The organism is gamma proteobacterium symbiont of Axiagastus rosmarus (assembly GCF_059730925.1).
In genome coordinates this window covers 3476467-3488480 of record NZ_AP035925.1, presented here as the reverse complement: position 1 = coordinate 3488480, position 12014 = coordinate 3476467, and the positions used below count along the sequence as shown (strand labels likewise).

The window sequence follows — 12014 nt, the reverse complement described above, 5'->3', positions numbered from 1 at the left end:
GTTGAGAGGCTTGACGACCATCTCTATCGGGTGAAAACCATGACAGCGGAAAGTCACACTGTAGGTGGAGGGGGGAAGAAAAGCAGAAGAGAAGCGTCATGATATAAATACAGGTAATTGTGGGGTACGTCTGTTAAAGCATCCCGTCAACCTGGGATAATGGGCTTTGCCTTCTCGCAGGGCATTCCACCATTGTCACGCTGAAGCTTGCCACCGCGTTTCGTATCGCGAGATATCCAGGAAAGGTCCAGCAGAACCCATGGGGAACTGGCGGAAGCCAGCATTACACGTCAGGACAGCAGACTGTGGAATACGGCCCCCCGCCTCAGCGACAGGTCTCAGAAATGGCGGTCAGCGTTGGAAATCCGCACAGGCAGCGCCTGGCTGGGGACGTGCTGGCGTATCCGCCCGCGCTATGCGTAGTGGTCGTGGCCGGCGCTAGGCGGGCTGAGTTCGACGCCAGAAAAGTGCTGACAGGTTTTCTGTCGCACTCTATAATCAGGTAACAGGGTGATGGCGTACCACCCTCTCCAACCGCTCCGTTCCGGAGCTGATGACGCCTGATGTGACTCTTGATTTACAGGAGGCGCGTCAGGCCGTCCCTTACTTTCTTCCCGGCCTGCGTGCTTCCCTTCTACGGGGAGGTATCTGTGATACACGTTTTTGGCCACATCAATCCTGACAGTGACGCCATCTGCACGGCCGTCGTCGCCGCGCACTGGCTGACCGGGCGCGGCATGGACGCCCGGGCATGGCGTCTCGGCGAGGCTAACCGCGAAACCTGCTTTATCTTTGACGCCGCCGGTCTTGCGCTGCCGCCGCTGCTCGCATTTCCTCTGAAGGATGAACGGGTCTGGCTGGTTGATTTCACCGAGCCGGCGCAGGGGCCTGACGACCTACTCCGGAGCAACGTCGTGGGCATCACTGACCACCACCGGCTGGGCGGGCTGGTAACGCAACTGCCGCCGGAGGTACATATTTGCCCGATTGGCAGCAGCGCCACGCTGCTCTGGCTGCTGATGGACGCAGAAACGCGCCGCGCGCTGCCCCCGACGCTCGCCGTGCTTCTGCTGGGCGCGCTCCTGAGTGACACCGTGAATCTTCGCTCGCCGACCACCACCGAAGACGATATCCGTTCGGCGACCGAACTGGGCGTGCTGTCCGGCGTAAACCGCAGAGCCTTCGCCCGTGACCTTCTCGCCGCCAAAACAGACGTCAGCGGCCTCAGCGCACAGCAGTTGCTGGAAAGGGACCTCAAGTCCTTCGTCATTGCCGGCACCGACGTGCGCATAGCCCAGATTGAGGTCAGCTCACCGACACAGGTTGCCCCCGTGATGAACGACCTGCTTGCTGCCCTGGCGTATCTGGCTGACCAGTCGGGTGCCGGCCTGGCGGTGCTGATGCTGACCGACATTCGCGCCGGGTTTTCAACGCTTTACTTCGCCGGGCGGGAAAGCGTTAACGCCGCCTCCTGCTCCGTACCGGGCATGCTCAGCCGCAAAAAACAGCTTCTGCCGTGGCTTGAGTCCCGCCTTAACCAGAACGGGAGTTCATTATGACCTGCTACACCCACGCACTGATACTTGTGAATGATAAAGACGACGGCACCCTTCTGCTGAAACGGGCGGTCGCGCTGGCGCAGCCGCTCGGCATGAAAATTACCCTGGCGCACATCAGCGACGACTACCGGGAGATGAACTACGTGTCCGACAGCCTGTTGGACGACGTCGTGTCGGAGGAGGTGGTGAAGGCTAAAGCGTTTCTGAGCGAGTTGGCGGCTTCAGTGTCTGAGGCGGTCGATACGCGGGAACTGGTCACCATGCACCGTTTTGAGGACGTGGAGAGGTGCATCGCGGAGCTGGGCGTGGACCTCGTGCTTGCCGGGCACCGCAACCGCTTTATGGGAATGCTCACCTCCCGCTCGGCGGAATACATCAACCACCTTACGGTGGATGTGCTTATCACTCACCTGACTGACTGAACCGGGAGAAACACCATGCATTTTACACTGGATAACGTGACCGCCCGGGAAATTCTTGACTCGCGCGGCAACCCCACGGTTGAAGTCGAAGCCCGGACCGCGGACGGGATGATGGCGCGCGCCTCGGTGCCTTCCGGGGCCAGCACCGGGTCGCGCGAGGCCGCAGAGCGCCGCGACGATGACGCACACCGTTTTGGCGGCAAAGGCGTTCTGGATGCCGTCAGGGCGGTTAATACGGAAATCTGCCAGGCCGTGCGCGGCAGCGACGTGCGCGAACAGCGTCAGTTGGACAACATCATGCTGGCGCTGGATGGCACGGAGAACAAGAGTCGCCTGGGTGCCAATGCCATTTTGGGCGTGTCGCTGGCGGTGGCCCGGCTGGCGGCTCAGGCCTCGCACGAGCCGCTGTGGCGCTACCTGGGGGGCCTGCAGGCGAACCTGCTGCCCGTGCCGTGCATGAACATCATCAACGGCGGCGTGCACGCCCGCGGTCAGGGCGCGGACTTCCAGGAGTTTATGATAGCCCCGCACGGCGCGCCCACGCTGCGCGAGGCCGTACGTCAGGGCAGCGAGGTCTACCAGGCGCTGCGCCAGATCCTGCTGGACAAAAACCTCTCGGCGGCAGTGGGCGATGAAGGCGGCTTTGCGCCCGCCGTGTCGTCGAACCGCGACCCGCTGGCGTTTATCGTACAGGCGATTGAGAAGGCGGGATACCGGCCCGGAGAGGACATCAGCATCTGCATGGACCCCGCATCAAGTGAGTTTTACGCTGACGGTCAGTATCATCTGCGCACCGAGGGCAGCGCGCTGAGCGCGGCGGAAATGACGGCGTACTACGGCGAGCTGATGGACCAGTTTCCGGTCATCCTGCTGGAAGACGGCCTGGCCGAGGACGACTGGGCGGGCTGGAAGCATCTGCACCAGCAGCTCGCGGGCCGGGCCGAGCTGGTTGGCGACGACCTTTTTGTCACCAACGTGAAGTACATCCAGCGCGGCATAGACGAAAACCTCGCCAGCGCCGCGCTGATTAAGCTCAATCAGATAGGCTCGCTCAGCGAAACGCTGGACGCCGTGGCGCTCTGCCAGCGGCACGGCTGGGGCGCGTTCATGTCCCACCGCAGCGGGGAAACGACGGACACGTTCCTTGCAGATTTGACGGTGGCACTGCGCGCGGGACACCTGAAAACCGGCGCGCCGTGCCGCGGCGAACGCGTGGAAAAGTACAACCAGCTGATGCGCATCGAGCAGGCGCTGGGTGACGATGCGCACTACGCGGGGCTTCATGCGTTTGTGCGCCGCACGTAATGCATCCGCCGGACGGTCCCCGTCCGGCACGGGAGCACTGCCTGTGGCACCTGCAACGCTGATCCTTTTGCGTCATGGCGAAAGCCAGTGGAACCGGGAAAACCTTTTTACCGGATGGACGGACGTGCCGCTGACGGACCGGGGGCGGCAGGAGGCCGACCGGGCCGGTGACGCGCTGCGGGCAGCGGGCCTGATGCCCGACCGGGTCTTCACCTCGGTGATGACGCGCTGTGTTCATACGGTCTGGCGGGTGCTGGACCGTCTTGACCGCAGCTGGACGCCCGTGGAAAAAAGCTGGCGGCTGAACGAGCGCCACTACGGTGCGCTGCAGGGGCTGAACAAGGACGCGGCTGCCCGGCTGATGGGCGCAGAGACCGTGCGGCTCTGGCGCAAAAGCTTCAGCGGTATTCCGCCCGCGGACGCGGAGGCTCCGGCGCAGCTGCGTCGGGACCCGCGCTACCGCCGCGTTGCGCTGGCCGACCTGCCTGCAACGGAAAGCCTGGAAATGACCCTGCGTCGCGTCATGCCGTACTGGCACCACGTTGTGGTGCCACAGTTGCGCTGCGGAAGTACCGTTCTGATCGTGGCGCACGGCAACACGCTGCGCGCCCTGACCGTCTTTCTGGACGGCATGCCCTACGACAGCGTGGCACAGTTGCATATCCCGACCGGCGTGCCGGCCGTATACCAGATGGATGCGGCCGCACAGGTCGTGTGCCGTTATGTTCTGAATATTAAAAAAAAGGAGTGAACGTGAATCAGCTTTTTGCCGTCATCACCGGCGGTGCTTTAGGGTGTGTTATCCGCTGGCAGCTGGGCGCGCGCCTGAACGCGCTTTTTCCGGACCTGCCGCCGGGGACGCTGCTGGTCAACCTGCTGGGTGGATTTATCATCGGGTCGGCGCTGGCGTATTTTCTGCGCCATCCCGGCCTCGATCCGGCCTGGCGGCTGCTCATTACCACCGGGCTGTGTGGCGGAATGACGACCTTCTCCACATTTTCAGCTGAGGTTTTTGCCCTGCTGCAGTCCGGCAGCTATGCCTGGGCAGCCGCCTCGGTGCTGATGCACGTGCTGGGTTCGCTGGCCATGACGGCGGCAGGATTTTATATCATGACGCTGTGTGCTTAACCCGGACCGTACGGCCTTTAATCCAGGGGAGACCTCAGTGCAACGACCGCTGCACTGAGGTCAGACAGTTCAGTATATTGTTCAGAAGCGCTCTCTGCAGGCCTGACCCGACAGGGTTACGCCTGTAATGCTCGGGACACTGTCGTAACAGAGTTTCAGGTCTGCCTGTTCTGGTAAAGGTCCCAGCGATTGCCATAGAGGTCCTCAAACACGACAACCATTCCGTATTCTTCCTCCCGCGGCTCCTGACAGAAGTGGACGCCTTTTGCCTTCATAGTATTGTAATCGCGCCAGAAGTCGTCGGTCTGCAGAAACAGAAAAACCCGTCCGCCGCACTGATTGCCGATAAAGCCTTCCTGCCGGTCGTTCGACGCGCGGGCAAGAAGAATAGCGCAGTCGCTGTCAGGGTCCGGCGTAACCACGACCCAGCGCTTACCCGGCGGCGGCGTGTCCTCAATCAGGGTAAAGCCCAGCTTATCGGTGTAGAACTCAATTGCACGATCATAGTCATCGACCACGACATGGCCATACGCTGCTGGCCATGCTCATCAAAGCCTGAAACAAGCCCGTTACGGTTAAGGTAGATGCCGGACATGGCTAGGCTCAGGCGCAACTGCCTGCGGTCGCTCCACTCGCTCTCTGCCAGCACCTGATATATCCAGAAGGTGAGCTTGACCACGTGCAGCGCGTGCTGCCGCCGGAACAGGTCGTTCTGAGCCTTCAGGTTGCCGTTACCGGCCCGCCAGGGTTAGTCCGGCTGGCCGGGAAGGTAGGCGTGCAGCCCTTTCTCACGGCCCTCCCGCAGCAGCCTGTTGATATCGCTGGCCAGCTCCTTCGGAAATTGCCGCTACTTATCAACCATCGCCAGCTAAACGGCCGAGAGAGAGCCGCACTATGAGAAAGGCGCCAGAAGGAGATTACTTTACGTACTGCCAGATGTGCCTGGGTACCCGGTCAAACAGCTTGCCAGCGGCAAGCTCGGCCTTTCGATGGTCATAAGCCGACGTCATCGCAAATTCTTCATCAGGGTCGCCGGTATAGCTCAGGTGCTCATAAACCCTCTCCAGCGTTTCCAGATTCTGGTATCGCCGGAACTTTAGCAGCCATTCGGTACGGTTCATCCATATTCCACATGTTAATTAAGAGTCAGCGAAGGGGCCGGATAATGAGACTATCCGGCAAAAATAAAAACTGGCAATAAGCTGATTTACCTTACTTTTTCGATAAACAGCATCGGTACTCGGCGGTAAATAACTCAACGGCCGCAGCGGAAAACATCAGATGGCTGCCGTAAGATTTGATAGCCACGGGCAGGGCAATGCCCCGGAGCGGTTTTCCGGCACTGGCAGCCTGCCAGAGTGCCAGCGGCGCGATACCGGCCTGGCGAGCGAATGCGTCCAGTGATACCAGCGGCTCATCGGCATCCGGAGCAGAGGGTACAGATGAACGCGTCTGCCACTGCTTTAAGAAGGCTACAGCCTCCTCCTGCAGGAACATCACGGCAGCGCCGCGCACCTGACGACGTCGGGGGAGAGTAAAGCCTGCCAGCACCCCGTCCGTGCGCGTCGCCTGTAGCAGGTCGCCCGGCCGGATGCCGAGCATCTCGGCAAAGAGATCCAGTCGAATATACATGTCTTACCTCTTTCTGGTGTGTGAAAGGCAGTCCATCGCGGGTCCCGGGCATAAATGCTACGGTGACTGAGATTAATCCTGGGTGGAAAAGTATAGATGCCACAGGAGAGACCGCCAGACCAGTACGTGGATGTCACACAACGTAACAACAATTTCAGTTATTCAGCAGGTGCCATGGACCCGCTATGACGCCTGCTGAACATGAGAATAAACAGTATCTTCAGGCGCCTGCCAGCGGCTCCGCAATTAACATCGCGGACAGGCTCTGCTCATGCGTCATATCATCGGGCAGGAGCAACTCTATGCCGAGGCAAGGGGGGCTAGCGTTTACGCCGCAGTGCCGGAAGCCCGCAGGCGACCGCTTAACGCAATCATCGACCGGAGCACGTCCGGTAGGCTGGCTGATCTCCTTTGAAGCCATCAGCTACGTCAACCAGAGCATGTTCGGGCAGGGGGCGGTTGCCGCCAACGCCCTGCTGCGCATGATCAGCGTATGGTTTGCTCTCTCCGGGGGCAGCTGTGGTGCCGCTCGCATAACGACGGGCACTCCGGCCTGAAGGTTACGCAAGCGAACCAGCAGAAATGACAGAGCCGGCCGGGTATTACATTACATCAGGAAAAAAAACCGCCGGCGGCGGGAAAATTCGTTACGGGAAACATCTCATATCATTCTGACATCTGAAAAAAATCAATTTCATCATAAGGTTAGTATTATATACTGACAGTTCAGGGAGGCAACCAGCGGAACGGTTGCGCATGCGGAGGGATGATACGCCCTGCCGGACGGTGCATTAATTTCAGGTTGAACATACCGTGGCAGAGGCTACCATTGGTGGCAGAGTTCTCCGGCAGATACCGGCAAGGCAGGCATCTGCCCTGACTGAAACCAGGAATGTGGTGCAACGTAATGTACAGAACAGAAGATGAAAAACGGGCCGACACGAAGCTCGGTGAGGCGGTGCTTTTTTTACTCAGAGAGAAAGAACCGGTTAATGAGATAACGCTGCTCCTCCGGCTGCAGCAGATGCTGATGACGGAAAAGGATGCCGGCTGCAGAAAGGCAACCTTTTCCGCCATCCGCGAAGCCGAAGGGGCATTACGCAGGCAGCATCAGGACGGTGCCGCCGGCCGCGTCCTGAACCGGACAGATGACCCGGAACGGGCTGACGTAACCGTCCCGGGTGCAGCGTTCAGGCACTGATTCACCGGCCATCCGGCTGTGTGTCAGCCGGTGGCCTGCTGAGTCCGCATCATCCATCCGTGTCTCCGGCGACGACGCGGATCGCCCGATCGTAAAGCTTTTTACGGCCGTCCACCGACCGCGCGGCCTCCTGCTCCAGGACGGTCAGGATTTGCTGCATGCCCACCTCTTTTCCTGACTTCAGCAGGGCCGAGACGGCCTGCCCTATTACTGACGCAATGCTTTCCGTATTATCCGGACTGTCGCTACCCAATTCATACTCCTGACGCACAACTGGTGTCGTGCTTATATCGCCGGGAACGACGTCATTCGGGTCACCCGGCGGGGTTATGATGTTTCCCGCACCCGGCGAGAAGCGGTATCATGTGCGGGCACGCGCCAGCTTTTCCCGCAGCGCGGCGACCCGGCTGGTCAGCTCACCCAGCTCATCACAGGCCGTATCCATCACCGACACCATATCCGCGGGCACGCCGGCGGCCGTTATCTTCAGCCGGCGGCCCTGCTCCGTCAGGAAAACCAGCACGCGCCGCTCATCATGCTGCATGTCGCGCTGCCGGCAGATAACGCCGATCTTCTCCAGACGCTTCAGGAGCTGGCTGAGCGTGCCGGAGTCCAGCCGTACGCGCGCGCCGACCTCGGAGACCGTCAGGCCATCCTTTTCCCACAGCACCAGCAGCACCAGGTACTGCGGATAGGTCAGGCCCAGCGGCTTCAGCCGGGGCTGATAGAGTTTCGTCATGGCAAGGGATGCCGAGTAAAGCGCAAAGCACAGAAACTGGTCAATGGTTTCAGGTGCCGCTGCGGCAGGAACCGCATCGCAGTTTGCTGGAATGTCATCTTTCATATCATCACGTTTTCCGGATGGGGCCGGGTGCGGCGTGACAGCATGCACCGGCCAGCGGTTCAGGGCGCCGGACACGCTTCTGTCAGTCAGTCTGCCTCACCGGCCGGACAGCAGCGATTCTGCGCCCCATCAGGGCGCGCACAGTATTGGGTCAGATTAAATTGATGTCAACGTGAAGCGGCTGGCCGGTTCAGCGCGTGGCGGCCGCACAGCGCATAAAGTTGTTTATCACCATAATCATCCGGCCTACTGCTATCAGGTCTGCGGTCAGCAGCAGATCCGTGCGGACCATCCGGTCCATCAGGACCCGGTCGTTCATCTGTGCCTGGATTCTGGCATAGAGGGCTGTCAGGTGCACCCAGTTGTTGGCAAACGTGTCTATGCTAAGGTATTCCCCCTCGCTGAGCTGCCGTAACAGCGCGTCCACGTCGGCCTTAAGAGAGGTGATCCGGTCCGGGCCGGCGAATACAGTATCGCTATCGTACGTCATACGCGGAAGGTCTCCACCATGCCGAGCAGGGCACGGGCCTGCTCTGACAGCGACTGCGATGCCGAAGAGGACTCTTCCACCAGGGCGGCGTTATTCTGCGTCACTCCGTCCATCTGACTGACGGCGATGCTGACCTGAGAGATACCCTGCATCTGCTCGCCGGAGGAGAGGGAAAGGCTGTCCATGGCGTCTGCCAGCTCGCCCACCATGCTGACAACCCTCAGGATACTCTCTCCCGTGCCGGCGGCCGCGGCCACGCCGCCTTCGACCTGGGAAACGGCCTGTTCAATCAGCAGCTTGATGTCCCGCGCCGCGCTGGCGCTGCGCTGGGCAAGTGACCTGACCTCCCCCGCCACTACGGCAAACCCCCGGCCCTCCTCGCCGGCGCGTGCGGCCTCTACGGCCGCATTGAGCGCCAGAATGTTGGTCTGGAAAGCAATGCCCTCAATGACCGAGGTGATGTCCCGGACCCTGACCGCGCTCAGCGAGATCTCGTTCATGGTCTCCGACATGCGTTGCACGTCAGCCTCACCCGCGCGGGCCAGCGAGGCGGTTTCGCGCGCCGTGCCCGCAGTCTGGTGCGCACCGGCCGCGTTGCTTTTCACCGTGGCGGTCAGCTGCTCCATGCTGGCTGCCGTCTCTTGCAGGGCGGCAGCCTGCTGCTCAGTGCGCGAGGAAAGCTCGGTATTTCCCTGCGAAATTTCGTCTGCGGCGAGCGCCACCGAGGCGGACGCATCCTTAATCTGCGACACCAGCCCGCGCAGGTTAGCCTGCATGCCTTCCAGCGAGGCAAGCAGGCTGGAAGTATCGCCGCGGCGCAGCGTGACCGGAGAGGTCAGGTCACCGGCGGCGATGGCGGCGGCCAGCGCGCGGGCCTGAGCAGGTTCACCGCCCAGCTGGCGCATCAGCATGCGGACGAGCAGATAACAGGTTGCCACCGACAGCAGAACGGACAGCAGGGCCAGGCCCGACAGGATAGCGGCCGTCCGGGCGGTGCGGGCACTATTTTCAGATACCGTATCCCGGCTCAGCTGCATCTCAATGTCCGTCAGGTCATCAAGGGGTGTCAGTAAAGCCTTCTGCGCCGGCCGGGCGGTGGCCATCAGAAACGCGGTAGCCTCCTGCTGGCGGTTATCCAGCCCCAGCTTTCCGGCCGTCATCAGGGTGGAAAGTGCGGCTCCCTCCGCTGAAAGCACTTTCTCCAGGGCAGCCTTCCCCTGAGCGGTAACGTTGCCGGACATGCTTCTTTGCAGTTGCTCACGATTACGGATATACGCATCACGCTGAGCAGTCAGGCGCTGCCACTCGGGCTGCATCTGTGCCGGGTCAGACAGCAGGGCCAGGTTGCGCGCGGCAATCGCCATGTCGCGCACGCCGTTCCGTATGTCCACGACCAGTGCAAAGCGCTTCATCTTCACGTCGACGGTGTCGTTCATCCCCTCCCTGGCCTGCCACAGTGCGTGAACGGCGATAGCTGTGCACAGGATAAAAAGCAGGATAAGCAAACCAAATCCTGCGCTGAGGCGTGTTGAAATTTTCATCAGTTCTCCGGGAAACATTTGTTTGGTGAAGGGGTATCGGCAGAAAGCGTTGATTCAGTAGGGTTGAGCGCAACAAAATTGCACGCAATATAGTTTTTCACTGTCGTGGCAGGCAACCACATCACCTGAATATCCTGCTGCGCACGGTAATAACACCCGTCAGCGGATGGTCCCGGCATGCCTGAGCCGGTCAGGCCGACACCGGGTGAATGTTCCATAGACCCTGCTTAGCCGGGCGTGCCGTGACGCACCGGCAGGGCTCGTTCAGCCCACCCGGCTAAAGGCTATGCAGCCTTACTTGCCGGTAAAGTGCTGCCGGCACCGAAAACCGTAACCGGACCGGATGCAGTCAGATCGGTTGCACGCTCTGCGGAAACCGGCTGGCTGAAGAGGTAACCATGACCTGTCTGCCGGCAACACATCGCCTGAGCCCCGCCCCGTTCGTAGTAGGACTTACCTCACTGCATCTGCAAAAGCAGCCTCTCGGGTCATTAATGGGATCCCGCACCTACTAACAGGGCAGAGCAGGCGGCTGGCTGATATGAACACACATAATGCCGGACGATCAGCGTATGTCTGATTTGTCAGTGTCCGCAGCAAAACTTTTTATGCGCATCTGCAGGCGGGAAATCTGCCCGGTGATGTCAGCTGTTCTTTCGGCCAGCCCCCTGATAGCGCTGGCGATAACAGAAAATCCCCTGCCGTGTATTCCGGCCCTTGCGGCTTCAATACTTGCGTTGAGCGAAATGAGTTTAATTTGCGCTGCAATGCTTCCGTTTTCAGATACCAGTTCCGCAATTTCTTTAGCGGTTTCAGCTGTCTGGATATTCCGCCTGATTTCACTTTCTTCGTGCTGCAGCCGGTCTTTACGCCCCTGAATGTCAATAAGCGCACCGACAGCACGCAGTGGCGTCCCGTCTGCCGCGCGCTTTGTCTGGCCCCGGGCCTGAAACCACCGGTATTCCCCGCTGCGCAGTTTAAGGCGATACTCGATATCAAAACCGGTTTTACCGCTGAAGTCCATGAGATGGCTGACAAACGCGTCAAGCGCAGCCTGTTTATCTTCCGGATGAAGGCGTGATGCCCAGCTTTCCATTACGTCCGGAAACTCTTCAGTCGTTTCAAAGCCAAGCAGCTTTCTGAATTGCGGTGACCACCAGAATACGTTGTCCGGGTTGAGCGGATTTCCACCGATAATATCGAGGTCCCAGAGTCCGTCGTTAAGCATTTCCCGGGACAGGTCAAAGCGTGTGGATACGATATCGAAAAGGCGGGCCTGCTCGATTTCTCCCCCGATATTTTCAATAGTGCCAACCAGCCGGGGCGGCGTAAAGTCTGCGCTGTACTGAGCCCGGAGAAGGAACCATTGAGAATTATTTGCATCTGTTTTAATACGGCATCGTAGGGGATTACCGACGACGCTGTGGCTGACAGCATAATGAATGAAACTTCTGAAAGCGTCTTTGTGATCCGGATGAACCCTCTGCACCAGCGAGGCGAGTCCAAATTCCTTCTGAGAAGACAATCCTAAAAGACGACGGGCCGAAGGTGAGAAGAAAGCGGGCGAATCAGTCCGCAGGTCAGGTGCCTCAATGTACCACACGCACGTCTGATTGATATTCATCAGACATTTCAGCAGCAGAGTGTCGCTGTTATCTGCGCAGACCGTTTCAACAGCCGGTATTGCAGATGTGATTGTATCAGCCCTTTCTACGGCAGGCGCTTTTTTTAATAATTTCCGGAACATCACTTCTCCTGGTCAGCGTAATGAGGCACAAAATATGCTTCAGGCGCTATATCGGCGTGTGATGACGAAAATTCAGTCAACCGACGAAATGTTTCTGGACGTGCGACGTAAAAAGTCGCTTCAGTAATTGTTCCGCTAAGAAATC

Annotated in this window: 14 protein-coding genes and 1 riboswitch; of the genes, 6 read left to right on the top strand and 8 right to left on the bottom strand. The window is 59.6% G+C overall.

Going from position 1 to position 12014, the window contains the following annotated elements; all coding sequences use genetic code 11:
* Positions 1-500: 500 nt before the first annotated feature.
* Positions 501-570: riboswitch (Fluoride riboswitch) on the top strand.
* A gap of 80 nt (positions 571-650) precedes the next feature.
* From AC6I8F_RS16525 to crcB, 5 genes are read left to right on the top strand one after another with little or no spacing between them, the layout of a single operon-like run.
* Positions 651-1559 carry a DHHA2 domain-containing protein gene (locus AC6I8F_RS16525; protein WP_088515998.1) on the top strand — a complete coding sequence of 303 codons (909 nt, stop codon included), beginning with the start codon at positions 651-653 and terminating at the stop codon, positions 1557-1559.
* On the top strand, positions 1556-1981 hold the full coding sequence (locus AC6I8F_RS16520) for a universal stress protein (RefSeq protein WP_498028249.1): 426 nt from the start codon (positions 1556-1558) through the stop codon (positions 1979-1981). Before AC6I8F_RS16525 ends, AC6I8F_RS16520 begins: the two co-directional genes overlap by 4 nt.
* Positions 1982-1996: 15 nt before the next feature.
* Positions 1997-3286 carry a phosphopyruvate hydratase gene (eno, locus tag AC6I8F_RS16515; RefSeq protein ID WP_088515996.1) on the top strand — a complete coding sequence of 430 codons (1290 nt, stop codon included), beginning with the start codon at positions 1997-1999 and terminating at the stop codon, positions 3284-3286.
* A gap of 43 nt (positions 3287-3329) precedes the next feature.
* A complete protein-coding gene (locus AC6I8F_RS16510) occupies positions 3330-4037 on the top strand; it encodes a 2,3-bisphosphoglycerate-dependent phosphoglycerate mutase (RefSeq protein WP_088515995.1) in 708 nt (235 codons plus the stop codon).
* A 2-nt stretch (positions 4038-4039) separates the two neighbouring features.
* Complete coding sequence (crcB, locus tag AC6I8F_RS16505) at positions 4040-4414, top strand: fluoride efflux transporter CrcB (protein WP_176428076.1); 375 nt, start codon at positions 4040-4042, stop codon at positions 4412-4414.
* Positions 4415-4569: 155 nt separating this feature from the next.
* Here crcB and AC6I8F_RS16500 read toward each other — a convergent pair whose 3' ends face one another.
* From AC6I8F_RS16500 to AC6I8F_RS16490, 3 genes are all read right to left on the bottom strand, one after another.
* Entirely contained in the window at positions 4570-4932 is a 363-nt protein-coding gene (locus AC6I8F_RS16500) for a VOC family protein (protein ID WP_088515993.1), read from the bottom strand.
* Between the two features lie 399 nt (positions 4933-5331).
* A complete protein-coding gene (locus tag AC6I8F_RS16495) occupies positions 5332-5535 on the bottom strand; it encodes an Hha/YmoA family nucleoid-associated regulatory protein (RefSeq protein WP_059009433.1) in 204 nt (67 codons plus the stop codon).
* A 91-nt stretch (positions 5536-5626) separates the two neighbouring features.
* A complete protein-coding gene (locus AC6I8F_RS16490) occupies positions 5627-6046 on the bottom strand; it encodes a hypothetical protein (RefSeq protein ID WP_088515991.1) in 420 nt (139 codons plus the stop codon).
* A 907-nt stretch (positions 6047-6953) separates the two neighbouring features.
* On the opposite strand from AC6I8F_RS16490, the gene AC6I8F_RS16485 reads away from it, so the two are divergent.
* The gene (locus AC6I8F_RS16485) at positions 6954-7247 is read left to right on the top strand and encodes a hypothetical protein (protein ID WP_059009438.1); all 294 of its coding nucleotides are present in this window, start codon (positions 6954-6956) and stop codon (positions 7245-7247) included.
* Positions 7248-7296: 49 nt separating this feature from the next.
* Here the strand turns inward: AC6I8F_RS16485 and AC6I8F_RS16480 are convergent, their stop codons facing one another.
* The 5 genes from AC6I8F_RS16480 to AC6I8F_RS16460 form a co-directional block, all read right to left on the bottom strand.
* Positions 7297-7500 (bottom strand): hypothetical protein, encoded by a 204-nt coding sequence (locus tag AC6I8F_RS16480; RefSeq protein ID WP_254919464.1) that lies wholly within the window; start codon positions 7498-7500, stop codon positions 7297-7299.
* A gap of 108 nt (positions 7501-7608) precedes the next feature.
* On the bottom strand, positions 7609-8091 hold the full coding sequence (locus tag AC6I8F_RS16475) for a MarR family winged helix-turn-helix transcriptional regulator (RefSeq protein WP_498012775.1): 483 nt from the start codon (positions 8089-8091) through the stop codon (positions 7609-7611).
* A 190-nt stretch (positions 8092-8281) separates the two neighbouring features.
* Positions 8282-8581, bottom strand: a complete 300-nt coding sequence (locus AC6I8F_RS16470) for a hypothetical protein (protein ID WP_088515988.1) — start codon at positions 8579-8581, stop codon at positions 8282-8284.
* A complete protein-coding gene (locus AC6I8F_RS16465) occupies positions 8578-10122 on the bottom strand; it encodes a methyl-accepting chemotaxis protein (RefSeq protein ID WP_498027747.1) in 1545 nt (514 codons plus the stop codon). The genes AC6I8F_RS16470 and AC6I8F_RS16465 overlap by 4 nt, the downstream gene beginning before the upstream one ends.
* Before the next feature lie 565 nt (positions 10123-10687).
* The gene (locus AC6I8F_RS16460; RefSeq protein ID WP_498028248.1) at positions 10688-11869 is read right to left on the bottom strand and encodes a methyl-accepting chemotaxis protein; all 1182 of its coding nucleotides are present in this window, start codon (positions 11867-11869) and stop codon (positions 10688-10690) included.
* Between the last annotated feature and the right edge of the window lie 145 nt (positions 11870-12014).